Genomic DNA, 25,692 nt, shown 5'->3' with positions numbered 1-25,692 from the left:
CGGTCTCGATGTGGGTTGGGACTACCAGCGGTAGTGCGCGAAGGCCTTGTTGGACTCGGCCATCTTGTGCGTGTCCTCGCGCTTCTTGACAGCAGCGCCAAGACCGTTGGAGGCGTCGAGCAGCTCGTTCATGAGGCGCTCGGTCATGGTCTTCTCGCGACGGGCGCGGGAGTAACCCACGAGCCAGCGGAGGGCCAGGGTCGACTGGCGACCCGGCTTGACCTCGACGGGGACCTGGTAGGTCGCGCCACCGACACGGCGGGACTTGACCTCGAGGGACGGCTTGACGTTCTCCAGCGCGCGCTTCAGCGTGATGACCGGGTCGTTGCCGGTCTTCTCGCGGAGGCCTTCCATGGCGCCGTAGACGATGCGCTCGGCGGTGGAGCGCTTGCCGTTCAGCAGGATCTTGTTGATGAGCGAGGTCACCAGAGGAGATGCGTAGACCGGGTCGATGATGACCGGGCGCTTCGGGGCGGGGCCCTTACGAGGCATTCTTACTTCTCCTTCTTGGCGCCGTAGCGGCTGCGGGCCTGCTTGCGGTTCTTGACAGCCTGGGTGTCAAGCGCACCGCGGATGATCTTGTAACGAACACCCGGCAGGTCCTTCACACGGCCACCACGCACGAGCACGATCGAGTGCTCCTGCAGGTTGTGTCCCTCACCCGGAATGTAAGCGGTGACCTCGATGCCGGAGGTCAGACGCACACGCGCGACCTTACGGAGCGCCGAGTTCGGCTTCTTCGGGGTGGTCGTGAACACACGCGTGCAGACGCCACGACGCTGGGGCGAAGCCTCGAGCGCGGGGGTCTTTGTCTTCTCGACCTTGTCCTGCCGGCCCTTACGGACCAGCTGCTGGATCGTAGGCACTACTTCTCCGGTTTCTGTGTGCCGTGTAGTGAAGCTAACCTGGAACTTTGCCGACCCACGCGGTCGGGTGTGTCGGATCCGGCGGACCCCTCCGCAAGGCGGAAGAACGCATGGATCGCGGTGGCCGTCGACGCTCTCGTGCGGTTGATGGACACGCACGGGAGCCCAGGCACACCCCAGGCACAAGGTCTGAGCGTACCTACCGCATCCACTCCGGTCAAAACATGGGCCTCCCCGCCCCCGCCTCGGCGAGCGCACAGGTCAGGCGCCGCACGGGCGGCGGGGCCCCGGGCCGGGGCGGCCGCGCGGAACGCGGACCGGCGTGGTAGGGAGGGCGAACTACACTGCCCACCGAATCCCGCGAGTCAGTCCAAAACGTACGAGCGCCAGGAGCAGGACATTGGGGACGGTCACACCGGAGCCGGCGACGGCGGAAATCCCGCCCCCAGACGGCGGCCGAACCCCCTCGTCACGGCGGCGCGCCGCGCTCCCGCGGCTGTACGGGCCCCTGCTGGCCTTCCTCGTCACCTCGGGCGCCTTCTGCGCCGCCTGGGTGGGCCGGGGCTCCTTCCCCTTCGGTGACCGGGGCCGGGCCATCAACGACCAGGCCAACCAGTACGTGCCCTTCCACCGCGCCCTGTGGGACCTGGTCCACGGCCACGCCGCCGGCGACCTGCTGTTCACCTGGCGGGGAGGCTTCGGACAGCAGTTCCTGTCCGACTACTACACCTACCTCGGCAATCCGTTCTCCTGGCTCGCCGTACTGGTCCCGCGCGAGCACGTCGACCTCGCCGTCTTCGTGATCACCCCGGTCACCATGGGCACCGCCGCCGCCGTGATGGCCGTCTACCTCGGCAAGCTGCACCCCGGTCCGTGGTGGCAGCGCGGGGTGCTCGGGGCCACGTACGGGCTGTGCGGGTGGGCGCTGAGCGACGCCTCGTACATCCCCATGTGGCTGTGGGGCCTGGTGGCCCTGCCGCTGCTCGGCATCGCCGTCGAGTGGTGCCTGGAGGGGCGCCGCTGGCCGGGGGTGGCGCTGCTGGTCGCCCTGGCCTGGTTCGGGAACTTCTACACGGCGATGATGGCCACGATGGCCGCCTGCGTCCTGCTCGGCATCCGCCTGCTCACCCTCGACATGACCGGCGCCCAGCGCCTGCGCGCCGTGGGGCGGGCGGCCTCCGCGGCCGCGGTGGGCATCCTGCTGACGCTCCCCCTCCTCCTGCCGTCGTTCCTGTCCAGCGGTGCGGCGCAGCCCACCAGGGCCGGCGCCTTCGACCCCGTCCGGATCGAGGTCTTCCTCTCCGGCATGCTCCCGGCGACCCACCTGTGGGGCGGCCGCCCGCGCCTGTACGTGGCCTCCCTGGGGCTGATCCTCGCGGGCTCCTTCCTGCTCAACAGCCGCATCGCGGCGCGCACCCGCCTGGTGTGGGCGGCGGCCACGCTGCTGGTCCTGGTCTCCTTCCAGTTCCCGCCGACGCAGTACGTCTGGCACGGCCTGGCGGTGCCGAACGGCAACCCGTACCGCGAGGCCTTCGTGTTCAGCGGGATGGTCGTCATCCTGGCCTGGCTCGCCCTGGCCCACCGCCCGCGCCCCCTCCACCTCGCCCTGTCGGCGGCCCTCCTCGTGCTGGCCGCCTTCGTGCTGCGCCGCACCGACGACTTCGGCGGCTGGACCTGGCCGGCCGTCCTGGGCGGCGGCGCCGCCTCCCTGCTGGCCCTCACCGTGCTGGCCCTGGGCGCGAAGCGCCGGGTGCTGGTGCCGCTCGCGGCCGTCCTGATGATCGGCGTGGTCTTCGCCGAATCGACGGTCGCGGCGGCCAACGCCGACGCCCGCCGCTCCCGCGAACGCTGGGCGCACCCGGCGGCCACCTCGAACCGCTCGATCACGAACCACTTCGAAGCCGTCCGCGGCGTGGACGGCTGGCCCGCCTACCGGACGGACTCGGGCGCGCCGCAGACCTCGTACAACGACGCCCTCGCCCTGCGGGCGGAGGGCCCGCAGTACTACAGCAGCTACCTCCCCGAGGTCACGTACCGGGCCCTGGAACCCCTCGGCTACGGCTTCAAGAACGACGGCCGGACCTTCTTCGGCGCCGACAACCCGGTGCTCGACGCGATCTTCTCGATCGGCGCCCGGGTCCGTCCCGGGAAGGAACCGGGCAGCTGGACGGCGACGAGGTCCCCCGCCCCGCCCCTGGTCACGCTCCGCACGGCCCCGTACACCTCCCCGAACCCCGCCGGCTCGGTCTACGCCCACCAGGAGACCGTCCTGGGCGCCACCGTCTACGAGGTCCCCCCGGTAACCCGCGGCGGAACGGCCACCGCACAGACGTATGCCGCCCGGTGCGCGCCCGGCTCCGAGGCCTACTGGTACTCCCCCGCCCTGTACGGCACCCTGCGCACCGCCGGCTCCGCCCGCGCCCTGGAGGACCGCATGACCGGCGTCGTCCCCCTGGGCCCCGTCCCGGCCTCGGGCACGGTCACCGCGACGGTGGAGACCCGCACGGAGAACGCCGACGCGGGCTCCCACCCGATCGGCTGCCTGAACCGCGCGGCCCTGGCCTCGGCGGTCGGCCACCTCACCACCACGGGCGCCACCTCGGTGCGCGTCGGCGGCCACACCCTCGAAGCCACCCTCCCCCCGAACGCCACCGGCACCGCGGTCCTCGCCGTCACCAACGTCCCGGGCTGGCAGTGCTCGGCCCCGGTCGGCGACTTCCACGGCCTGCTCTCCCTCCCGGTCACCCCGGACACCCGCCGCCTCTCCTGCACCTTCACCCCGAAGGGCCTCACCCCGGGCCTCGCGGCGGCCACCCTGGCCCTCCTCACCCTCGCCTCGGTCACCACGGCCACCCACCTGAAACGCCGCCGCGAACGCACCTGACGCCCGCCGGCTCCCGCGCCCGGACGCGGCCCTCTTCGCCCCGGCGGGCCCGAGGGAGAGACTGTTCACTTCAAGATCAGTCGAAGCAGCCCGAGGAGTGCGCATGGAGATGCACGACCGGCGGCGGTACCAGGCCGTCGTCCACTGGCACCACCGCCGCGCCGGCGAGGCCCACGCCCTGCTGCGGGCGTCGTACGATCCCGCCACCCGGCACGCCGTGGCCGTCGTCTCCGAGCTCGCCGGCAATCCGGACGACCGCGGCATCACCGACGACTTCGCGAGCGTCGCCGACGCCTCGTTCCCGCTGCTGCGCGCGGGCCTCTCCCCCGACATCGCCTCGGTCACCTGGATCGCGCACTTCGGTGACTTCTCCTACGCCGACCCCGCCGGCCCGGAAACCTTCGTCTCCCTGGCTCTCACCGCCACCGCCGAGGGGTACCAGGACAGCCTCCAGGGCGACCGCCCCCTCACGGCCGAGCAGGTGGCCGCGTTCTTCGGCGGAACGCCGCTCGCGCCGGTCCCCGACGTCCTGGCGGCCCTCGGACACGGTCGGTGACCCAGCCCGTACACGGCCACGACGTCCTGAGGCAGGCACGCGAGCTCTACGGGCACTACCGGGAGATCGTCCGGCCCACGGAGCACAAGGTCGCGATCATCAGGTTCTCCCCGGCCGCGACCGATCCCCCGGACTGGCGCGCCCGGCTGGAGGCCTCACGGGTGTCCGCCGAGCAGAAGGTGAAGGCGTTCGAACACGTCGGCTTCCGTGCCGACCACGTGGTCCTGCCCCCCGGAGTCGACCGTGCCCGCTTCGCCGCCGTCCTGGACCACTACAGCCAGGACCCTGCCACCCGCTCGGTCATCGTGCAGTTCCCGCCGCCCGGTCACCTCCGCCCGCTCGTGCAGCGCATGGACCCGGCGAAGGACATCGATGCCCTGCTCAAGGGGCGCTCCCCCTACCCGGCCTGCGCCACCGCCGAGGGCATCTACCGCGTCACCGAGCCCTTCGCCCGGGACAAGCCCTCCATCGCCGTGGTCGGCGGCAACGGCTTCGTGGGCCAGGGCGTCGTCGGGCTGCTCCGGGACAACGGACACGACCCGGTCACCCTGGAGTACGGCGACGACCTGCGCCGCGTCCGACAGGCCGACATCGTCATCTCCGTGACGGGCAACCCCGGCATCCTCGGCCCCGACCACATCCGGCCCCATCACCGCCTGGTCATCGACTCCGGCTTTGTCCCTCGGGCCGACGGCGGCGTGCGCGGCGACGTACACCCCGAGGCAGCGGTGATCCCGCAGCACATCACTCCCGTCCCCGGGGGCATCGGGCCGGTGGAGATGGCCACGCTCATGGAACGGGTGGTCCGCCAGGAGGTGGACGCGAACGCCACTCCCTGGACGGTGGCCCCGGGCCCGTACCTGGACCGCGCCGCCTTCTCCGCGGCGGCGCCCGCCGCCGCCCCTTCCACGGAGCGGTCTTCCGTCGCCGCCGTCGCCCGCCTGCGCAGCGGCACCAGAAACCCATCGGCGGCACCGACGGTCCCGGCCACGGCCCCTGTGACGGGGCGGCCGCATACGGCACCGGAACAGCGGGGCCGCGGACGTACACGCTGACCCGCAGGGCCGGGGAACGCCGCAGGGCGGTCACCCTCTCGGGTGACCGCCCTGCGGTTGGTGCGTGCCGACTCAGCCGTTGTACGGGCCGTAGTCGTAGTCCTCCAGCGGGACAGCCTGGCCGGAGCCGGTGCCGAAGGGCGAGTAGTCGATGTCGTCGTAGCCGACGGCCGAGTACATCGCGGCCTTCGCCTCCTCGGTCGGCTCCACCCGGATGTTGCGGTAGCGGGACAGACCCGTACCGGCCGGGATGAGCTTACCGATGATGACGTTCTCCTTGAGGCCGATGAGGCTGTCGGACTTGGCGTTGATCGCCGCGTCCGTCAGGACTCGGGTCGTCTCCTGGAAGGAGGCGGCCGACAGCCAGGATTCCGTCGCCAGCGAGGCCTTGGTGATACCCATCAGCTGCGGACGGCCGGAGGCGGGGTGACCGCCCTCGGTGACCACACGACGGTTCTCGGTCTCGAACTTCGAGCGCTCGACGAGCTCGCCCGGCAGGAGCTCCGCGTCGCCGGACTCGATGATCGTCACGCGGCGCAGCATCTGCCGGATGATGATCTCGATGTGCTTGTCGTGGATCGACACGCCCTGCGAGTTGTAGACCTTCTGGACTTCGCCGACCAGGTGGACCTGGACGGCACGCTGGCCGAGGATGCGCAGCACGTCGTGCGGGTTGGTGGCACCCATGGTGAGCTTCTGGCCCACCTCGACGTGGTCGCCCTCGTGCACGATGACCTTGGCGCGCTTGGAGATCGGGAAGGCCGTCTCCTCGCTGCCGTCGTCGGGCGTGATGACGATCTTCTTCGTCTTCTCGGTCTCCTCGATCCGCACGCGGCCGGCGGCCTCGGAGATCGGGGCGACACCCTTCGGGGTACGGGCCTCGAAGAGCTCGACGACACGCGGCAGACCCTGCGTGATGTCGTCACCGGCCACACCACCGGTGTGGAAGGTACGCATCGTCAGCTGGGTACCGGGCTCACCGATGGACTGGGCGGCGATGATGCCGACCGCCTCGCCGATGTCGACGAGCTTGCCGGTGGCCAGCGAGCGGCCGTAGCAGAAGGCACAGGTGCCGACCGCGGACTCGCAGGTCAGGACCGAGCGGGTCTTGACCTCCTCGACGCCGTTCGCGATGAGGGCGTCGATGAGCACGTCACCGAGGTCCACGTTGGCCGGCGCGATGACCTTGCCGTCGATGACGACGTCCTCGGCCAGCATGCGGGCGTACACGGAGGTCTCGACGTCGTCCGCCTTGCGGAGGACACCGGTCTCGTCCTTGACACCGATCTTGAGCTTGAGGCCGCGCTCGGTGCCGCAGTCCTCCTCGCGGATGATGACGTCCTGCGAGACGTCCACCAGACGACGGGTGAGGTAACCCGAGTCGGCGGTACGCAGGGCGGTGTCCGCCAGACCCTTACGGGCACCGTGCGTGGAGATGAAGTACTCCAGAACGGTGAGGCCCTCACGGAAGGACGCCTTGATCGGACGCGGGATGGTCTCGTTCTTCGCGTTCGACACCAGACCACGCATACCGGCGATCTGTCGCATCTGCATCATGTTTCCTCGGGCACCCGAGTCAACCATCATGAAGATGGGGTTCGTCTTGGGGAAGTTCGCGTTCATCGCCTCGGCGACCTCGTTGGTCGCCTTGGTCCAGATCGCGATGAGCTCCTGCGTGCGCTCGTCCTTGGTGATCAGACCGCGCTCGTACTGCTTCTGGACCTTCTCGTCCTGCGCCTCGTAGCCCGCGACGATGGCCTTCTTGGCCTCGGGCACGACGACGTCGGAGATGGCCACGGTGACGCCCGAACGGGTCGCCCAGTGGAAGCCGGCCGCCTTCAGGTTGTCGAGCGTCGCCGCCACGATGACCTTGGGGTAGCGCTCCGCCAGGTCGTTGACGATCTCGGAGAGCTGCTTCTTGCCCACCGAGTAGTCGACGAACGGGTAGTCCTCGGGCAGCAGCTCGTTGAAGAGCGCGCGGCCCAGGGTGGTCCTCAGACGGAAGCTGTCGCCCGGCTGGAACTCCTGCTCGCCCTCCTCGGCGACCGGCGGCACCCAGCCGCGCGGCGGGATGGTGCCCACCGGGAAGCGGATGTCGACGGGCGACTGCAGCGCGAGCTCGCCGGCGTCGAACGCCATGATCGCCTCGGCGGTCGAGCCGAACGCACGGCCCTCGCCCTTGGTGTCACGGAGCTCACCGTCGGTGGTCAGGAAGAACAGACCCAGGACCATGTCCTGCGTCGGCATCGTGACCGGACGGCCGTCGGCCGGCTTGAGGATGTTGTTCGAGGACAGCATCAGGATGCGGGCCTCGGCCTGCGCCTCCGCGGAGAGCGGCAGGTGGACGGCCATCTGGTCACCGTCGAAGTCCGCGTTGAACGCGGTGCAGACGAGCGGGTGGATCTGGATGGCCTTGCCCTCGACCAGCTGCGGCTCGAAGGCCTGGATGCCGAGGCGGTGCAGCGTGGGCGCACGGTTCAGCAGCACCGGGTGCTCGGCGATGACCTCTTCGAGCACGTCGTACACGACCGTGCGGCCGCGCTCGACCATGCGCTTGGCGCTCTTGATGTTCTGCGCGTGGTTCAGGTCGACCAGGCGCTTCATCACGAACGGCTTGAAGAGCTCCAGCGCCATGGCCTTGGGCAGGCCGCACTGGTGCAGCTTCAGCTGCGGACCGACGACGATCACGGAACGCGCGGAGTAGTCCACGCGCTTGCCGAGGAGGTTCTGACGGAATCGACCCTGCTTGCCCTTCAGCATGTCGCTGAGGGACTTCAGCGGACGGTTGCCGGGGCCCGTCACCGGGCGGCCGCGACGGCCGTTGTCGAAGAGGGCGTCGACCGCCTCCTGGAGCATGCGCTTCTCGTTGTTCACGATGATCTCGGGGGCACCGAGGTCGAGAAGGCGCTTCAGGCGGTTGTTGCGGTTGATCACGCGGCGGTACAGGTCGTTCAGGTCGGAGGTCGCGAAGCGGCCACCGTCCAGCTGCACCATCGGACGCAGGTCCGGCGGGATGACCGGGACGCAGTCCAGCACCATGCCCTTGGGGCTGTTGCTGGTCTGCAGGAACGCGGAGACGACCTTGAGGCGCTTGAGCGCGCGGGTCTTCTTCTGGCCCTTGCCGGTACGGATGATCTCGCGGAGGCGCTCGGCCTCCTCCTCCAGGTCGAAGGACTCCAGGCGCTTCTGCAGCGCCGCGGCACCCATCGAACCGTCGAAGTACGTACCGAAGCGGTCGCGCAGCTCGCGGTAGAGCAGCTCGTCGCCCTCGAGGTCCTGGACCTTGAGGTTCTTGAAGCGGTTCCACACCTCGTCGAGGCGGTCGATCTCGCGCTGGGCGCGGTCGCGGAGCTGCTTCATCTCGCGCTCGGCGCCTTCGCGCACCTTGCGGCGCACGTCGGCCTTGGCGCCCTCGGCCTCGAGCTCGCCCAGGTCGCTCTCGAGCTTCTTGGCGCGGCCTTCGAGGTCCGCGTCACGGCGGTTCTCGATCTGCTGGCGCTCGACGGAGACGTGGGCCTCCAGCGACGGCAGGTCGCGCTGGCGGCGCTCGTCGTCGACGAACGTGATCATGTACGCGGCGAAGTAGATGACCTTCTCGAGGTCCTTCGGCGCGAGGTCCAGCAGGTAGCCGAGGCGCGACGGGACGCCCTTGAAGTACCAGATGTGGGTGACGGGAGCGGCGAGCTCGATGTGGCCCATCCGCTCACGGCGCACCTTGGCGCGCGTGACCTCGACGCCACAGCGCTCACAGATGATGCCCTTGAAGCGGACACGCTTGTACTTGCCGCAGTAGCACTCCCAGTCCCGGGTGGGGCCGAAGATCTTCTCGCAGAAGAGTCCGTCCTTCTCGGGCTTGAGGGTGCGGTAGTTGATGGTCTCCGGCTTCTTGACCTCGCCGTGCGACCAGGTTCGGATGTCGTCCGCGGTGGCAAGGCCGATCCGCAGCTCGTCGAAGAAGTTGACGTCGAGCACTGTGCGTCAATCCCTCTTTCGGGGTCGAGTCTCAATCATGGTCTGAACGGTCCCGGGGGCGGCCGGGGGATCGTGGTGCGATCCCCCGGCCAGGCCCGTCAGACCTCTTCGACGCTGCTCGGCTCGCGCCGGGACAGGTCGATACCGAGCTCCTCCGCCGCGCGGAAGACGTCCTCGTCGGTGTCGCGCATCTCGATGGACATGCCGTCCGAGGACAGCACCTCCACGTTGAGGCAGAGCGACTGCATTTCCTTGATGAGCACCTTGAAGGACTCGGGAATGCCCGGCTCGGGGATGTTCTCGCCCTTGACGATGGCCTCGTAGACCTTCACGCGGCCGGTCACGTCGTCGGACTTGATCGTCAGGAGTTCCTGGAGGGCGTAAGCGGCGCCGTACGCCTCGAGCGCCCACACCTCCATCTCACCGAATCGCTGACCACCGAACTGCGCCTTACCACCCAGCGGCTGCTGCGTGATCATCGAGTACGGACCGGTCGAACGGGCGTGGAGCTTGTCGTCGACCAGGTGGTGCAGCTTGAGGATGTACATGTACCCGACCGAGATCGGGTCCGGGAACGGCTCGCCGGAGCGGCCGTCGAACAGGCGCGCCTTACCGGTCGGGAGCACCATGCGCTCGCCGTCGCGGTTCGGGATGGTGTGCTGGAGCAGACCGGCCAGCTCGTCCTCGCGGGCGCCGTCGAACACCGGGGTGGCGACGTTGGTGCCGGGGGCGACCTGGTCGGCGCCGATCGCCTGGAGGCGCTGCGCCCACTCGTCCGCGAGGCCGGAGACGTCCCAGCCGCGGCTGGCGAGCCAGCCGAGGTGGATCTCCAGGACCTGTCCCGGGTTCATTCGGGACGGGACACCCAGCGGGTTCAGGATGATGTCGACCGGAGTTCCGTCCTCGAGGAACGGCATGTCCTCGATCGGAAGGATCTTCGAGATAACACCCTTGTTGCCGTGGCGGCCGGCGAGCTTGTCACCGTCGGTGATCTTGCGCTTCTGGGCGACGTAGACGCGGACCAGCTGGTTCACGCCCGGAGGGAGCTCGTCGCCCTCCTCGCGGTCGAAGACGCGGACACCGATGACCTTGCCGATCTCACCGTGGGGGACCTTGAGCGAGGTGTCACGCACCTCGCGGGCCTTCTCACCGAAGATCGCGCGGAGCAGGCGCTCCTCGGGGGTCAGCTCGGTCTCGCCCTTGGGCGTGACCTTGCCGACGAGGATGTCGCCGGCGACGACGTCCGCACCGATGCGGATGATGCCGCGCTCGTCGAGGTCGGCGAGGACCTCCTCGGAGACGTTCGGGATGTCCCGGGTGATCTCCTCGGGGCCCAGCTTGGTGTCACGGGCGTCGACCTCGTGCTCCTCGATGTGGATCGAGGAGAGGACGTCGTCCTGCACGAGGCGCTGCGACAGGATGATCGCGTCCTCGTAGTTGTGGCCTTCCCACGGCATGAACGCGACGAGCAGGTTCTTGCCGAGGGCCATCTCGCCCTCTTCGGTGGCCGGGCCGTCGGCGAGGACCTGGGCCTCGACGATCCGGTCGCCCTCGTTAACGATCACCTTCTGGTTGACCGAGGTGCCCTGGTTCGAGCGGGAGAACTTGGCGACGCGGTACGTGGTGTACGTGCCGTCGTCGTTGGCGACGGTGATGTAGTCGGCCGAGACCTCCTGGACGACACCGTCCTTCTCCGCCTTGATCGAGTCGCCGGCGTCGACCGCGCAGCGGTACTCCATGCCGGTGCCGACGAGCGGGGCCTCCGCCTTGATGAGCGGAACGGCCTGGCGCATCATGTTCGCGCCCATGAGGGCACGGTTGGCGTCGTCGTGCTCGAGGAAGGGGATCATCGCGGTGGCGACGGACACCATCTGGCGCGGCGAGACGTCCATGTAGTCCACGTCGGACGGCTCGACGTAGTCGACCTCGCCGCCACGCTTGCGGACCAGGACGCGGTTCTCGGTGAAGCGCAGCTCGTCGTCCAGGCGGGCGTTCGCCTGGGCGATGACGAAGCGGTCCTCCTCGTCGGCGGTGACGTAGTCGACCTCGTCGGTGACGGCGCCGTCGACGACCTTGCGGTACGGGGTCTCGATGAAACCGAACGCGTTGACGCGGCCGTAGGAGGCGAGCGAGCCGATCAGACCGATGTTCGGGCCTTCAGGGGTCTCGATCGGGCACATGCGGCCGTAGTGGGACGGGTGCACGTCGCGGACCTCGAAGCCGGCCCGCTCACGGGAGAGACCGCCGGGACCCAGCGCCGAGAGACGACGCTTGTGCGTCAGACCCGACAGCGGGTTGTTCTGGTCCATGAACTGCGACAGCTGGCTGGTGCCGAAGAACTCCTTGATGGAGGCGACGACCGGCCGGATGTTGATCAGGGTCTGCGGCGTGATCGCCTCGACGTCCTGGGTGGTCATGCGCTCGCGCACGACGCGCTCCATACGAGCCAGACCCGTGCGGACCTGGTTCTGGATGAGCTCGCCGACGTTGCGCAGACGACGGTTGCCGAAGTGGTCGATGTCGTCGGTCTCGACGACGATCGAACGGCCCGACTCGCCGATGGTCTCGGTCTCGCCCGCGTGGAGCTTCACGAGGTACTTGATCGTGGCGATGATGTCGTCGGTGGTGAGCACACCGGCGTCGAGCGGCTCGTCGGCGCCGAGCTTCTTGTTCACCTTGTAGCGGCCGACCTTCGCGAGGTCGTAGCGCTTCGGGTTGAAGTAGAGGTTCTCGAGCAGCGTCTGAGCGGCCTCGCGGGTCGGCGGCTCGCCCGGGCGGAGCTTGCGGTAGATGTCGAGCAGCGCGTCGTCCTGGCCCTGGGTGTGGTCCTTCTCCAGGGTGGCGCGCATGGACTCGTACTCGCCGAACTCCTCGAGGATCTGCTCGGTGGTCCAGCCGAGGGCCTTCAGGAGGACGGTGACGGACTGCTTGCGCTTGCGGTCGATGCGGACGCCGACCATGTCGCGCTTGTCGACCTCCATCTCCAGCCAGGCACCCCGGGACGGGATGATCTTGGCGGAGAAGATGTCCTTGTCGGAGGTCTTGTCGATGGAGGAATCGAAGTAGACACCCGGGGAACGGACGAGCTGCGACACGACGACGCGCTCGGTGCCGTTGATGACGAAGGTGCCCTTGTTGGTCATGAGCGGGAAGTCGCCCATGAAGACCGTCTGAGACTTGATCTCACCGGTCTCGTTGTTCGTGAACTCGGCGGTGACGAAGAGCGGCGCCGCGTACGTGAAGTCGCGCTCCTTGCACTCGTCGACAGAGTTCTTCGCCGGCTCGAACCGGTGGTCGCGGAACGTCAGCGACATCGACCCGGAGAAGTCCTCGATCGGCGAGATCTCCTCGAAGATCTCTTCCAGACCGGACTTGGTGGGGACGTCCTGTCCACTCTCAAGCGCCGACTCGACGCGGGACTTCCAGGCGGCGTTGCCGAGCAGCCAGTCAAAGCTCTCGGTCTGCAGCGCCAGGAGGTTCGGAACCTCGAGGGGCTCCTTGATCTTTGCAAAGGAGATGCGCAGCGGGGCGGTGCTGGCACCGTTGTTCGTATTGGTCGAGGCGTTGCGCGAGGCGGCCAAGAGGGGGTCCTTCCGAGGGCTCGGACTCACTACGCGCGTACCGGTCCCAGCCGACACAGAAGACAAGATGCTTCCGATCTGGCTAAAAGGCCAGGTCAGAGGCGGTCAGTCAGATGTGCTCTAGCGTGGGCATGCCCCTGGCGACGGGCAGGGGGCAGCTAACAGGCAGCGCAAAGGGTCAGTGTAGCCACTCGGCTCACTGATGTCCAGACCAGGTTTCCGGAAACCGGCAACAGGCCCTTCCCTACTCGTTCAACCAACACGCCGCGTCCCTGCGTACACAGAGCGCGTATGAGTACTGCCCTCTTCGTAGTCGATCCATGCCTCGGATCTCGGATCGAGCCGGCCGACCTCACGACGGGACTGAGAATTGCGCGCCGTCGGCCGTTCGTCAAGGCCCCGTGCTCCGAGCGGATCATCTCCGGACCCTGCGTCGGAACAACGAAGATCACCCTACTCCCCAACGAGACCAGGGCAAGTCAGGCACTGCGGATACGCCAAAGGGCGACCACCCTTACGGGTGATCGCCCTTTGCAGAGGCCGTCAGACGGCCTCAGAGGTGTTACTTGACCTCGACGCCCGCACCGGCGGCCTTGAGGGCCTCGGCGGCCTTGTCAGCGGCCTCCTTGTTGACCTTCTCGAGAACCGGCTTCGGGGTGCCGTCGACGAGGTCCTTGGCCTCCTTCAGACCCAGGGAGGTCAGCTCGCGCACGACCTTGATGACCTGGATCTTCTTGTCGCCGGCGCCGGTGAGGATGACGTCGAACTCGTCCTTCTCCTCGACGGCCTCGACCGGGGCGCCCGGGGCACCCGGGGCGGCGACGGCGACGGCCGCGGCGGCGGTGACGTCGAACTTCTCCTCGAAGGCCTTCACGAACTCGGAGAGCTCGATGAGGGTCATCTCCTCGAACTGGGCGAGGAGGTCGTCCTGAGAGAGCTTCGCCATGATGGGCGATCCTTCCACTAATTCGGCAGGTGCCGGATGTATAGAGAGGCGGGCGTAACGGCCCGCTACGACCCACGCACTAGGCGGCGTGGATCAGTGCGCGAGCCGAATTACTCGGCACCGCCCTGCTCGGCGAGCTTGGCGCGCAGCGCGTCCGCAGTGCGGACGAACTTCGACGGCAGCGCCTGGAAGAGCGAGGCAGCCTGGGACTGCTTGCCCTTGAACGCGCCGGCCAGCTTGCTGAGCAGAACCTCGCGGGACTCGAGGTCCGCGAGCTGCTTGATCTCATCGGCGGTCAGCGCCTTGCCGTCAAGGACACCGCCCTTGATGATGAGATTCGGGTTCTCCTTGGCGAAGTCACGAAGACCCTTGGCCGACTCCACCGGGTCACCGGTGATGAAGGCGGCACCCGTCGGACCAGTGAACTGGTCGTCGAGCGAGGTGATCCCGGCGTTGTTAGCCGCAATCTTGGTCAGCGTGTTCTTCACCACGGCGTACTGGGCGTTCTCACCGAGCGAACGACGCAGCGTCTTGAGCTGCGCGACGGTGAGACCCCGGTACTCGGTCAGCACAACGGCGTTCGAGCTGCGGAACTTGTCCTCAAGCTCGGCTACGTCGGCAGCCTTGTCGGGCCTTGCCATAGAGCGTCGGCCTCCTTCCGGGTGATGAGGACCGCTCAGAAGGGCCGTACATACAAAACGCCCCGGCGCAGGCGCCAGGGCGTAGCTCGACCGGATGAAATCCGGGAACATTCCACAGTCACCTGCGCGGGTCGTCCGCAGTAGCGGATCCTTCGGCCACCGCACCCTTCCGGGCACGGCAACGACCAGCGGTCTTTGGCTTCTGGTGAAGCGTACGCGAACCAGCCGTTGCAGAGCAAATCCGCCCGTACGGCGGATTCGCTCCACGCGTTCTGCCTGGTCAGCCCTGGTCGGTCCCGGGGCCGGTGCCCGAGTCCTTCGCCATCTCGGCGAGGTCCACGACCTGGTCGGCCGGCGGGGCGGTGACGTCGACCGGCTTGTTGTAGTCCACGAACGTGATCGTGATGTCCATCGGACCCCGGGCGCCCTGACCGCGGGTGCGGACCCGCTTCGTGTGGTCGCTCTCATCGATCCACATGTCCACGTCCAGGCTCTTGATGCCCTCGTCCTCCAGCTTCCGGACGGACTTCTCCCGGCGCTCCCTGGCCTCGGGCGCCTCGGACCCGAGCGAGGCCCGCATCTGCTCCGTGGTGACGGTCCCGCGGACGTGCTTGGTCTTCACGCCCTCGACGGTCTCGTCGCCGACGGTCTGGAGGTCCTTGGCCGCCAGCAGCTGGTCGGCCCGGTCCCCCGGGTTCTCGCCGGATTCGCTCACCCCGCCGCCCGCGCCCCCCAGCTTCTTGGCGGTGGCCGGGTCCATGGCCTTCATGTCGAACTTCAGGTACCTGCCCTCGGAGCCGATGAACACGGCCCCGTCGACCATCCGCAGGTCCATCGACCCGCTCTCGGCACCCTGCGTGGTCATCTTCATCGACATGGCCACGGACGGCTTCATCCGCATGGAGACCTCGCCGGAGAGCTGCTGTCCGGCCGTGGTCCCGGTCATGGTGTAGCGGACGGAGGTGAGTTCCTCGGACTTCTTCTTCGCCTTCTCCAGGTACGCGGCCGGGGTCGCGTCCGCCGCCCCCCGGGCCGCCGGGCCGGACGGGGAGGCCTGCGCGGCCGGCGTGGCCGCGGCCTTGCCGCCGTCCGCCTTCTTGCCGTCCTCGCAGGCCGTCGTGGCCCCGCCCACGAGCAGTACGGCGGCCAGCGCGGCCCCTGCGGTCTTCTTGCGGTACGTCAGCATGGAGTCCCCACCCCTGGTGTGATCGATAACCGTATGACCATACGGCCTCCATGCCGTGGACGCTCCTGGATATGGGGCGTCCGGCCGCTACCGGTCCCGTGGCAGACGGAAACGGGCCCTCCGCTCCCCGGAAGGGAGCGGAGGGCCCGTTCAGCCACTCAGGCGAGCCGTGAGGCTCAGACAGCAGCCGGGTCTTCCTCGACGAGGAGGTTCCGGGTGCGGTTGGAGTCCAGCTGGATGCCGGGGCCCATCGTGGTGCTGAGGGCGGCCTTCTTGATGTAGCGGCCCTTGGCGGCGGACGGCTTCAGACGGATGATCTCGTCCAGAGCGGCGCCGTAGTTCTCGACCAGCTGCTCATCGGTGAAGGAGACCTTGCCGATGATGAAGTGCAGGTTCGAGTGCTTGTCGACGCGGAACTCGATCTTGCCACCCTTGATGTCGGTGACGGCCTTGGCGACGTCCATGGTGACGGTGCCGGTCTTCGGGTTCGGCATGAGACCACGCGGACCGAGCACGCGGCCGAGGCGGCCGACCTTGCCCATGAGGTCCGGGGTCGCCACGACGGCGTCGAACTCGTTGAGGCGGTTGCCCTTGGCGATCTCGTTGATCAGCTCGTCGTCGCCGACGATGTCGGCGCCGGCGGCTTCCGCGGCCGCAGCACGGTCACCGGTCGCGAAGACCAGGACCCGGGCGGTCTTACCGGTGCCGTGCGGGAGGTTCACGGTGCCGCGGACCATCTGGTCGGCCTTGCGCGGGTCGACACCCAGGCGGAAGGCAACCTCGACGGTGGCGTCGAACTTGGTGGTGCTGGTGTCCTTGGCGAGACGGACGGCCTCGAGGGGAGCGTAGAGCTTCTCCCGGTCGACCTTGGCGTCCGCAGCGCGGAGAGTCTTGCTGCGCTTCACTTCTGCTCCTGTGTAAGTGCTTCAGGCATGGAGTCGTGGTTCGGGCCAGCGCTTGGCCCTACCACTGGGGAACTGCGAGGGGCTGGATCAGCCCTCGATCGTGATACCCATCGAACGGGCGGTGCCGGCGATGATCTTCTCGGCGGCGTCGATGTCGTTCGCGTTGAGGTCGGGCATCTTGATCGTGGCGATCTCACGGACCTGGTCACGCGTGAGCTTCGCGACCTTGGTCTTGTGCGGCTCGCCGGAGCCCTTCTCGATGCCGGCGCTCTTCAGGATGAGGCGCGCGGCCGGCGGGGTCTTGGTGATGAAGGTGAAGGAACGGTCCTCGTAGACCGTGATCTCCACCGGCACGACCATGCCACGCTGCGACTCGGTCGCGGCGTTGTAGGCCTTGCAGAACTCCATGATGTTGACGCCGTGCTGACCGAGCGCGGGGCCGACCGGCGGAGCCGGGTTGGCCGCACCGGCCTTGATCTGGAGCTTGATAAGCCCCGTGACCTTCTTCTTCTTGGGAGGCATTGCTCTCTCCGGGTCCTAGTGAGAGTTTTCAGCCGTCCTTCCGGTCATCCGGATGGAGGCATACCGCACCACGATAACGGGTATCAGTGCGGGGCTAAAAACCGAGCAGGTCAGACCGCCCTTCAGGGGCTGGTCTGACCTGTTTCGGAAGCGTTGAATCCGAAGATCAGTTCTTCTGGATCTGGTCGAAGCTCAGCTCGACCGGGGTCTCGCGGCCGAAGATCTCGACGAGGCCCTTGACCTTCTTCGAGTCCGGGTTGATCTCGTTGATCGTCGCCTGGAGCGTGGCGAACGGGCCGTCGGTGACGGTGACCGAGTCGCCGACCTCGAAGTCCAGGACCTCGATGGTGCGCTTGACGGCGGGCGCGGGCAGACCGGCCTCTTCGGCGGCCTGCTTGGCGGCCTTCTCCTGCGCCTCGGGGGCGAGCATCTTGACGATCTCGTCGAGGGTCAGCGGGTACGGGTCGTACGCGTTGCCGACGAAGCCGGTGACGCCCGGGGTGTTGCGGACGACGCCCCAGGACTCGTTCGTCAGATCCATGCGGACGAGAACGTAACCGGGCAGCTTGTTCTGCCGGACGTTCTTGCGCTCGCCGTTCTTGATCTGGACGATCTCTTCCTCGGGCACCTCGGCCTGGTAGATGAACTCCTCGACGTTCAGCGAGACGGCGCGCTGCTCGAGGTTCGCCTTCACGCGCTTCTCGTAGCCCGCGTAGGTGTGGATCACGTACCACTCGCCGGGCAGCAGGCGCAGCTCCTCGCGGAGGGCCTGGATGGGGTCGACGGGCTCGGCGGGCTCCGCCGGAGCGGCGTCCTCGGCCTCGGTCCCGGCCTCTGCGTCGCCCTCGTCCTCGGCGTCTTCGTCGGTCGCGGCGTCTTCGTCGGCCTCGTCGGTGTCGGCTTCGGCGTCGACCTCGTCCTCGACGTGCAGCGCGGCTTCCTCGGCGGCGATGCCGGCCTCGGCATCGGCGAGCTCGACCTCGTCGGGGTCCACAGCGTCCGCCGCCTCGACGATGTCGAGCTCGTCCTCGACGGACTCGACGGAGTCGTGGCTCACGTTCAGGTTCGGGTCAGACACGGTGGCTGCTTCTTCCTGGATACAAAAGGTGGTCGAACATGCGAAAACGGGCGGCACCCATCAAGGCGCCGCCCTCCGCGGGGATCAGCCGAAGACGAACTTGATGGCTTCCTGGAACCCATAGTCAATCACGGTCACCAGACCGATCATGATGACGACGAAGACAATCACCACGGTGGTGTACGTCGAGAGCTGGTTACGGGTGGGCCAGACGACCTTGCGGAGCTCCGCGACGATCTGGCGGTAGAACAGCCCGAGGCGCCCGAGGGGGCCCTTCTTTCCGCGCTTGCCGCCCTTGCGGGCCTTCTTCTCGCGAGAGTCGCTGTCGGCGTCAGGCATGTCGATGGAGCCCAGGGCGTCCGTCACGTCTCTCACCTGAATCCGGGTCGTGGCCGTTGCCGCGCCCGGTTGCGCCGCACGGCGTTGCATCGAAGTACGTACCTGCGCACACATCCGAGAAGGAGTGTGAAGCAGGGCCGGAGGGACTCGAACCCCCAACCGCTGGTTTTGGAGACCAGTGCTCTACCAATTGAGCTACGACCCTTTGTTGCGTGCCCCAACCTACCGCATCCGGGCGAGTGCACGGAGTGCTCACGCTCTGGGGCGGCTGGTGAGGACCAACGACAGGTGAGTGTACGTGGTCCGGGCCCTGACGTCGAACAGAAGACATCCGGATCTGCTCCGTCCGGTGACTGAAACGGTGTGCCGCCCCTCTCGCACGTCTGGGACGATTGGCCCCATGACCTCTGCAACGCCTTCCTCCGAGCGCCGGGTCTCCGCCCGTATCGGCGCCATTTCCGAGTCCGCCACCCTCGCCGTCGACGCCAAGGCCAAGGCCCTCAAGGCCGCCGGCCGCCCGGTGATCGGCTTCGGCGCGGGCGAGCCCGACTTCCCGACGCCGGACTACATCGTCGAGGCGGCTGTCGAGGCCTGCCGCGACCCCAAGTTCCACCGCTACACCCCGGCCGGCGGCCTGCCCGAGCTGAAGAAGGCCATCGCCGCCAAGACGCTGCGCGACTCCGGTTACGAGGTCGACGCCTCCCAGGTCCTCGTCACCAACGGCGGCAAGCAGGCCATCTACGAGGCCTTCGCCGCGATCCTCGACCCGGGCGACGAGGTCATCGTCCCGGCCCCGTACTGGACCACCTACCCGGAGTCGATCCGCCTCGCCGGCGGTGTCCCGGTCGAGGTCGTCGCCGACGAGACCACCGGCTACCGCGTCTCCGTCGAGCAGCTCGAGGCCGCGCGCACCGAGCGCACCAAGGTCGTCCTGTTCGTCTCCCCCTCCAACCCGACCGGGGCGGTCTACAGCGAGGAGGACGCCCGCGCGATCGGCGAGTGGGCCGCCGAGCACGGCCTTTGGGTGCTGACCGACGAGATCTACGAGCACCTCGTGTACGGCGACGCGAAGTTCACCTCGCTGCCCGTGCTGGTGCCGGCGCTGCGGGACAAGTGCATCATCGTCAACGGCGTCGCCAAGACGTACGCCATGACCGGCTGGCGCGTGGGCTGGGTGATCGCCCCGCAGGACGTCATCAAGGCCGCGACCAACCTCCAGTCGCACGCCACCTCCAACGTCTCCAACGTGGCCCAGATCGCCGCGCTGGCCGCCGTCTCGGGGAACCTGGACGCCGTCGCCGAGATGCGCAAGGCCTTCGACCGCCGCCGCCAGACGATGGTGCGGATGCTCAACGAGATCGACGGCGTCTTCTGCCCGACCCCCGAGGGCGCGTTCTACGCGTACCCGTCGGTCAAGGAGCTGCTCGGCAAGGAGATCCGCGGCAAGCGCCCGCAGACCTCCGTCGAGCTGGCCGCGCTGATCCTCGACGAGGCCGAGGTCGCGGTCGTCCCGGGCGAGGCCTTCGGCACCCCCGGCTACCTGCGCCTGTCGTACGCCCTGGGCGACGAGGACCTGGTCGAGGGCGTTTCCCGCGTCCAGAAGCTCCTCGCGGAGGCCAAGGCCTAGGACCGGCGGCGATTCCGCGGCCAGGCCCCGAGCGGCGGCTCCCCCGGCAGGGGGGCCGCCGCTCGGCGTTTCCGCCGCACCGGGGCCCCGTTCTCGCGTTCGGGCAAGCCCCCGAAAGGTAAAACCCCCTCCCGCCGGGCGCCGCGGTGCGGCAGGATCACCGGATGGAGCACGTACGCGACCTCACGCTTCTGCCGAAGGCCCACCTCCACCTGCACTTCACGGGCTCGATGCGTCCGTCGACCCTGCTGGAGCTCGCCGACAAGTACGGCGTCCGTCTTCCCGACGCCCTGACGGCCGGGGAGCCGCCGAAGCTGCGGGCCACCGACGAACGCGGCTGGTTCCGTTTCCAGCGGCTCTACGACGCCGCCCGCAGCTGCCTGCGCGAGCCCGAGGACATCCAGCGGCTGGTCCGCGAAGCGGCCGAGGAGGACGTACGGGACGGCAGCGGCTGGCTGGAGATCCAGGTGGACCCCACCTCCTACGCGCCCCTCCTCGGCGGGATGATCCCGGCCGTCGAGATCATCCTCGACGCCGTCGACCGCGCCTCCCGCGAGACCGGTCTCGGCATGCGGGTCCTCATCGCCGCCAACCGCATGAAGCACCCCCTCGACGCCCGCACCCTCGCCCGCCTCGCCGTCCGCTACGCCGACCGCGGCATCGTCGGCTTCGGGCTCTCCAACGACGAGCGCCGCGGCATGGCCCGCGACTTCGACCGGGCCTTCGCCATCGCCCGCGACGGCGGCCTGCTCGCGGCCCCGCACGGCGGCGAGCTGACCGGCCCGGCCTCCGTCCGCGACTGCCTCGACGACCTGCACGCCTCCCGCATCGGGCACGGCGTCCGCGCCGCCGAGGACCCCCGGCTGCTCAAGCGGCTCGCCGACCGGCAGGTCACCTGCGAGGTCTGCCCCGCCTCCAACGTGGCGCTCGGGGTCTACGAACGGCCCGAGGACGTGCCGCTGCGCACCCTCTTCGAGGCCGGGGTGCCGATGGCGCTGGGCGCGGACGACCCGCTGCTCTTCGGGTCCCGGCTGGCGGCCCAGTACGAGATCGCCCGCCGCCACCACGCCTTCACGGACGCGGAGCTCGCCGAGCTGGCCCGCCAGTCGGTGCGCGGGTCGGCCGCGCCGGAGGAGGTCAAGAACAAGCTGCTGGACGGGATCGGGCACTGGCTCAACGGGTGAGCCGCAGGTCCCCTTCGTGACAGTCGGCCCGTACGCGGTGGCCGTCGGGGAAGCCGATCTCCAGGTGGGTGCGCCCCTGCTCGGGCAGCGCGAACTCGGCGACCGATTCGACGGTCTGGCCGAGGTGGCGCAGGAAGGGGTGCTCGCCGAGGTCCTCGCCGACCTCGACGCGGCCCCATTCGCCCAGGTCGTACGGCTCGTGGGGCTCCGCGCACTCGACGATGAGGCACTGGTCGGACCCGGTGGTGATGCGGGTGCACTCGCCGGCGCTGTCGATCAGCCAGACGTCGAGCGGAGCCTCGGAGCGCTCTCCCTCGCAGATGTGCCAGGACGCGACGACCCGGCGGATCTCGCGCCCCACCAGGCGTGTGGGGTCCGTACCGGCCCCGTGCTGGGGGCAGCGCATGTCAGATGCTGACGCCGACCGTCACCGGCTCGTTGACGAGGGTGACGCCGAAGGCCGCGTGGACGCCGGCGACGACCTCGCGGGCGAGGGTCAGCAGGTCCTCGGTGGTGGCTCCGCCCCGGTTGGTGAGGGCGAGGGTGTGCTTGGTCGAGATGCGGGCGGGGCCGCTGCCGTAGCCCTTGGTGAAGCCGGCCTTGTCGATCAGCCAGGCCGCGCTGGTCTTCGTACGGCCCTCGCCGGCCGGGTAGGCGGGCGGGGCGGTGTCGGCGCCGAGGCGGTCCTGGACGCGGGCCAGGAAGGCGGCGTAGGCCTCGTCGGTCAGGATCGGGTTGTGGAAGAAGGAGCCGGCGGACCAGGTGTCGTGGTCGGCGGGGTCCAGGACCATGCCCTTGCCCGCGCGCAGGCGCAGGACGGTCTCGCGGGCGCGGGCGGCCGGGACGCGGTCGCCGGCCTCGACGCCGAGGGCGCGGGCCGTCTCGGGGTACTTGATCGGCGCGGAGAGGCCGCCGGCGTCCTCCAGCGCGAACCGCACGCGCAGTACGACGTAGCGGTCGGGCTGGTCCTTGAAGGTGCTGTTGCGGTACCGGAAGGCGCACTCGGCGGCGCTGAGGGTGACGGTCTCACCGGTGGTGCGGTCGTAGGCGACGACCTCGGTGATGGTGTCGCAGACCTCCTGGCCGTAGGCGCCGACGTTCTGGATCGGGGTGGCGCCGGCCGAGCCGGGGATCCCGGCGAGGCACTCGATGCCGGCGAGCCCGGCCTCGACGGTGCGGGCGACGGCGTCGCTCCAGTTCTCGCCGGCCGCCAGTTCGAGGGTGCTGCCCTCGAGGGTGAAGCCGGTGGTGGCGATGCGCAGGGCCGTTCCGGCGAAGCCCTGGTCGCCGATGACCAGGTTGCTGCCGCCGCCGATGACCAGGAGCGGGGTGCCGCTCTCGTCCGCGGCACGGACGGTTTCGATCACCTCGGCGTCGGTGGTCGCGGTGACCAGCCGGGCCGCGGGGCCGCCGAGGCGGAAGGTGGTCAGCGGGGCGAGGGGGGCGTCGTGGAGTTCCTGCACGTGGACAAGAGTACGGTCCGTCCCCCTCGCGTTCCGGCGGGGCACTCAGTGGCCCTGCTCCCGCTCCGCCAGACGGCGCTCGGCCTCGGCCCAGGTGACGGGCAGTTCCGAGGCGGGGACGGTCCAGAAGGTGAAGGCCGATTCCTTCATGTACGCGCTGGCCGCGCGGGCACTGGAGCGGTGCGGCTCGCTGCCGGCGAAGCGGTACAGGGCGTCCCGGCCCTCCCAGGCGGAAAGGGTGAGGAAGGTCCGGCCGAGGACGCGGGCACGGAGGGCCACGCCGTGGGCGCCGGGGGCCTTGCGGATCTGGCGGACGATGCCGGGCGACTTGAGGAAGAACCTGAGGGCGCCGGAGAGGGTGGCCGTCTCGAACCGGGAGGCCATGACGTAGACCTCGGCGTCGGGGGCCGCCGGGGTGGGCGTGGACCAGGGGATGTCGGGCATGACGGGGACTCCTTCGCGCGGTTCAGCCGGCCGAGGCCCGGACGGGGGCCGGTGCGGGGACGGTGACGGTCGCCGGGCCGGCGGCGGGGGCGGCCTTCGCGCGGCGCGGCAGCAGCAGGGCGAGCACGGCGGCCAGGGCGACCGCGGTGGCGCCGATCCACAGGGCGGGGACGGTGCCGTCGGTGAAGGCCTGCGGGGTCTCGTAACCGCCACGGGCGGCGAAGACGGAGGCCAGCACCGCCACTCCGAGGGCGCCGCCGACCTCGCGCAGGGCGCTGTTGGCGCCGGAGGCCCTGCCCTGGTCGGCGGGGGCGACGGTGGACATGAGCACGTGGCCGGCGGGGGCGAAGTACAGCGCCATGCCGATGCCGCTCAGGACGAGCGCCGGGAGCTGGGCGGCGTACGAGACGTCCGTGCTCAGGATCACCGCGAACCAGCCGAGCCCGAGCGCCTGCAGGGCCAGCCCGGCCACGACGACGGGCCGGCCGCCGAGCCGGTCGGACAGCATCCCCGCGATCGGCGCGACGACGACCGCCATCCCGGTCCAGGGGAGCATGCGCAGGCCGGCCTGGGTGGGCGAGTAGCCGGCGACGCCCTGGAGGAACTGGCTGAGCAGGAAGATCGACCCGAACATGCCCAGGTACATCAGCAGGCCGGCGAAGTTGATGCCGAAGAAACCGCGGTCGCGGAAGAGCCGCATGGGGAGGACGGGGTCCGCGCTCCGGAAGCCGTGCCAGACGAAGCCGGCGAGGAGGACGCCGCCCGCGATCAGGGCGGTCAGGACGGGGGCGCTGGTCCAGCCGTGGGCGTTGGCGTTGACCAGGCCGTAGACGATGCCGAAGAGCCCGCCGCTGATCAGGAGGGTGCCCGGGAGGTCGAGGCGGGCGTGCGGGACGGAGGACTCGGCCAGGCGCAGCCGGGCGAGCGGGATCAGGGCGAGGCCGATGGGGACGTTGAGCCAGAAGATCCACTGCCAGGAGATGTGCTCGGTGAGGCTGCCTCCGACGAGGGGACCGCCGGCGACGGCCAGCCCGCTCACGGCTCCGTAGATCCCCAGGGCCATGCCCCGCCGCGCGGCCGGGACGGCGGCGGTGAGCAGGGTGAGGCTGAGCGGCATCATCACCGCCGCTCCCACGCCCTGGACGGCGCGGGCGGCGATGAGCTGGTCGATCCCGGGCGAGAGGGCGGCCGCGGCGGAGGCGCCGGTGAAGACCACGAGTCCGGCGATGAACAGCCGCCGCCGGCCGAAGCGGTCGCCGAGGGCGGAGCCGAACATCAGCAGGACGGCGAAGGTGAGCGTGTAGGCGTTCACCGTCCACTCCAGGTCCTCCAGCCCGCCGCCGAGGTCGGCGCGGATCGCGGGGAGGGCGGTGGTGACGACGAGGTTGTCGAGGGCGGCCATGAAGCTGGCGGCCCCGGTGAGCACGAGGGCCCAGACGGCGGGCCCGCGTAGCTTCGTCTCGGCGGCTTGCTGGGTCACGGTTCCCCCTGAGGTTGTTGTTAGTTATTGCTGACTAACTTTCATGGGCAGAAAGAGACGCCCGAGCCGCGAGGAGCGGCACTACGCCTCGGCGCGGGCCTCGGGCCGCCCGTCGGGCCGCCCGTCGGCGTGCCCGTCGGGGTGGCCTTCGGGGTGGTCGCAGGAGCGGAGCCCCTCCCAGATGCGATGACCGGGCGGGAAGCCCATCGCGGTGAGGGTGTTGATGAGCATTCCGTAGGCCATGAAGCTGGTCGTCTCCTTGACGTCCCCGCCGAGCGGCACCCGCACGGTGTCCCACAGCTCCAGCCAGCCGGCCCGTACGAGCTCCCCGAACTCCCGGTCGCCGGCCGCCTCGGCGGCGGCGACGGTGACGTACATCTGGAGCTGCATCTGAACGACCTGCGGGTCTTCGGTGATGTGCCGCTGATAGGCGTCGGCCATGGCCTGCAACGCCTCGGCACCCCCGAGCCCCTCCGCCGCCCGGGCGAAGATCTCCCGGGTCCGCTCCATGCAGCGGGCGGCCGCTGCGAGGAAGATGGCCTGCTTCCCGGGGAAGAGCCGGAAGAGGTACGGCTGCGACACCCCGACCCGCTTGGCGATCGCCTCGGTGGAGGTCCCGTAGTAACCACCGCGCGCGAACTCGTGGATCGCCGCGCGAATGACGCTCTCACGCCGCTCGTCCGCACTCATCCTGGCCATGGCAATAAGTTAGTACTCAATCACTAACTAGGTCAAGGGGGCGGGGGTGGGGGTGGGGCCGAGCGGGCGGGTGACGTATGGACGGGCGGGGGTTCGGGGGGCGGGGTTTCTGCTGGGCGGTGTCACAGTCGGTTTGGGGGTTTCCCGTCAGTCCCATCGTCCTTCCGGTTCGGGCCGGTCCCTCAAGGGCGCTCCTTCGTCGCGTCGCTACGCGATGGCCTTCGGCCACCCTTGACCGACCGTCCCGCCCCGGAAAGACAAGGA

Annotated in this window: 21 protein-coding genes and 1 tRNA gene; 5 read left to right on the top strand and 17 right to left on the bottom strand. The window is 69.3% G+C overall.

What is annotated here, in order from left to right; genetic code table 11:
* Window positions 1-21: 21 nt before the first annotated feature.
* Both rpsG and rpsL read right to left on the bottom strand, forming a co-directional pair.
* Window positions 22-492 (bottom strand): 30S ribosomal protein S7, encoded by a 471-nt coding sequence (gene rpsG, locus ACZ514_RS05440; protein ID WP_007265894.1) that lies wholly within the window; start codon window positions 490-492, stop codon window positions 22-24.
* A 2-nt stretch (window positions 493-494) separates the two neighbouring features.
* Window positions 495-866 carry a 30S ribosomal protein S12 gene (gene rpsL, locus ACZ514_RS05435; RefSeq protein WP_007265893.1) on the bottom strand — a complete coding sequence of 124 codons (372 nt, stop codon included), beginning with the start codon at window positions 864-866 and terminating at the stop codon, window positions 495-497.
* 400 nt (window positions 867-1,266) lie between these two features.
* On the opposite strand from rpsL, the gene ACZ514_RS05430 reads away from it, so the two are divergent.
* From ACZ514_RS05430 to ACZ514_RS05420, 3 genes are all read left to right on the top strand, one after another.
* Complete coding sequence (locus ACZ514_RS05430; RefSeq protein ID WP_469124200.1) at window positions 1,267-3,750, top strand: YfhO family protein; 2,484 nt, start codon at window positions 1,267-1,269, stop codon at window positions 3,748-3,750.
* Between the two features lie 103 nt (window positions 3,751-3,853).
* The gene (locus tag ACZ514_RS05425) at window positions 3,854-4,306 is read left to right on the top strand and encodes a hypothetical protein (protein WP_469124199.1); all 453 of its coding nucleotides are present in this window, start codon (window positions 3,854-3,856) and stop codon (window positions 4,304-4,306) included.
* Window positions 4,303-5,361: a tetrahydrofolate dehydrogenase/cyclohydrolase catalytic domain-containing protein gene (locus ACZ514_RS05420; RefSeq protein WP_469124198.1), complete on the top strand. Its 1,059-nt coding sequence runs from the start codon at window positions 4,303-4,305 to the stop codon at window positions 5,359-5,361. The genes ACZ514_RS05425 and ACZ514_RS05420 overlap by 4 nt, the downstream gene beginning before the upstream one ends.
* Window positions 5,362-5,433: 72 nt before the next feature.
* Here the strand turns inward: ACZ514_RS05420 and ACZ514_RS05415 are convergent, their stop codons facing one another.
* From ACZ514_RS05415 to ACZ514_RS05370, 10 genes are all read right to left on the bottom strand, one after another.
* Window positions 5,434-9,333, bottom strand: a complete 3,900-nt coding sequence (locus tag ACZ514_RS05415; protein WP_468172764.1) for a DNA-directed RNA polymerase subunit beta' — start codon at window positions 9,331-9,333, stop codon at window positions 5,434-5,436.
* A gap of 98 nt (window positions 9,334-9,431) precedes the next feature.
* Window positions 9,432-12,914, bottom strand: a complete 3,483-nt coding sequence (gene rpoB, locus ACZ514_RS05410) for a DNA-directed RNA polymerase subunit beta (RefSeq protein WP_388934864.1) — start codon at window positions 12,912-12,914, stop codon at window positions 9,432-9,434.
* A gap of 562 nt (window positions 12,915-13,476) precedes the next feature.
* Window positions 13,477-13,860: a 50S ribosomal protein L7/L12 gene (gene rplL, locus ACZ514_RS05405; protein ID WP_468698773.1), complete on the bottom strand. Its 384-nt coding sequence runs from the start codon at window positions 13,858-13,860 to the stop codon at window positions 13,477-13,479.
* Window positions 13,861-13,970: 110 nt separating this feature from the next.
* Complete coding sequence (rplJ, locus tag ACZ514_RS05400; protein ID WP_468172761.1) at window positions 13,971-14,501, bottom strand: 50S ribosomal protein L10; 531 nt, start codon at window positions 14,499-14,501, stop codon at window positions 13,971-13,973.
* A gap of 280 nt (window positions 14,502-14,781) precedes the next feature.
* Window positions 14,782-15,687, bottom strand: coding sequence for an SCO4651 family lipoprotein (locus ACZ514_RS05395; protein ID WP_468172758.1), 906 nt, complete (start codon window positions 15,685-15,687; stop codon window positions 14,782-14,784).
* A gap of 176 nt (window positions 15,688-15,863) precedes the next feature.
* The gene (rplA, locus tag ACZ514_RS05390) at window positions 15,864-16,592 is read right to left on the bottom strand and encodes a 50S ribosomal protein L1 (RefSeq protein WP_468172755.1); all 729 of its coding nucleotides are present in this window, start codon (window positions 16,590-16,592) and stop codon (window positions 15,864-15,866) included.
* An 87-nt stretch (window positions 16,593-16,679) separates the two neighbouring features.
* Complete coding sequence (gene rplK / locus ACZ514_RS05385; protein ID WP_125597062.1) at window positions 16,680-17,114, bottom strand: 50S ribosomal protein L11; 435 nt, start codon at window positions 17,112-17,114, stop codon at window positions 16,680-16,682.
* A 166-nt stretch (window positions 17,115-17,280) separates the two neighbouring features.
* On the bottom strand, window positions 17,281-18,192 hold the full coding sequence (nusG, locus tag ACZ514_RS05380; protein ID WP_468172752.1) for a transcription termination/antitermination protein NusG: 912 nt from the start codon (window positions 18,190-18,192) through the stop codon (window positions 17,281-17,283).
* Window positions 18,193-18,276: 84 nt separating this feature from the next.
* A complete protein-coding gene (secE, locus tag ACZ514_RS05375; protein WP_468172749.1) occupies window positions 18,277-18,558 on the bottom strand; it encodes a preprotein translocase subunit SecE in 282 nt (93 codons plus the stop codon).
* Between the two features lie 105 nt (window positions 18,559-18,663).
* Window positions 18,664-18,736 (bottom strand) — tRNA-Trp (locus ACZ514_RS05370).
* A gap of 195 nt (window positions 18,737-18,931) precedes the next feature.
* Here ACZ514_RS05370 and ACZ514_RS05365 point away from each other — a divergent pair.
* Together ACZ514_RS05365 and ACZ514_RS05360 are read left to right on the top strand one after the other, a co-directional pair.
* Entirely contained in the window at window positions 18,932-20,158 is a 1,227-nt protein-coding gene (locus ACZ514_RS05365) for a pyridoxal phosphate-dependent aminotransferase (RefSeq protein WP_468698767.1), read from the top strand.
* A gap of 164 nt (window positions 20,159-20,322) precedes the next feature.
* The gene (locus ACZ514_RS05360; protein WP_388934886.1) at window positions 20,323-21,342 is read left to right on the top strand and encodes an adenosine deaminase; all 1,020 of its coding nucleotides are present in this window, start codon (window positions 20,323-20,325) and stop codon (window positions 21,340-21,342) included.
* On the opposite strand, the gene ACZ514_RS05355 is transcribed toward ACZ514_RS05360, so the two are convergent.
* The 5 genes from ACZ514_RS05355 to ACZ514_RS05335 all read right to left on the bottom strand — a co-directional run bounded on the left by ACZ514_RS05355 (window position 21,332) and on the right by ACZ514_RS05335 (window position 25,428).
* Window positions 21,332-21,748, bottom strand: coding sequence for a hypothetical protein (locus tag ACZ514_RS05355; protein WP_468172742.1), 417 nt, complete (start codon window positions 21,746-21,748; stop codon window positions 21,332-21,334). The genes ACZ514_RS05360 and ACZ514_RS05355 overlap by 11 nt on opposite strands.
* Window position 21,749: 1 nt before the next feature.
* Window positions 21,750-22,850, bottom strand: coding sequence for a UDP-N-acetylmuramate dehydrogenase (locus tag ACZ514_RS05350; protein ID WP_388934892.1), 1,101 nt, complete (start codon window positions 22,848-22,850; stop codon window positions 21,750-21,752).
* Window positions 22,851-23,249 (bottom strand): DUF3291 domain-containing protein, encoded by a 399-nt coding sequence (locus ACZ514_RS05345; RefSeq protein ID WP_468172739.1) that lies wholly within the window; start codon window positions 23,247-23,249, stop codon window positions 22,851-22,853.
* A 22-nt stretch (window positions 23,250-23,271) separates the two neighbouring features.
* Window positions 23,272-24,729 (bottom strand): DHA2 family efflux MFS transporter permease subunit, encoded by a 1,458-nt coding sequence (locus ACZ514_RS05340; protein WP_468172736.1) that lies wholly within the window; start codon window positions 24,727-24,729, stop codon window positions 23,272-23,274.
* 81 nt (window positions 24,730-24,810) lie between these two features.
* The gene (locus ACZ514_RS05335; RefSeq protein WP_469124197.1) at window positions 24,811-25,428 is read right to left on the bottom strand and encodes a TetR/AcrR family transcriptional regulator; all 618 of its coding nucleotides are present in this window, start codon (window positions 25,426-25,428) and stop codon (window positions 24,811-24,813) included.
* Window positions 25,429-25,692: the final 264 nt, after the last annotated feature.

This window comes from Streptomyces sp. NPDC034086 (genome assembly GCF_055575515.1).
This window is presented reverse-complemented; position numbering and strand designations above follow the sequence as displayed.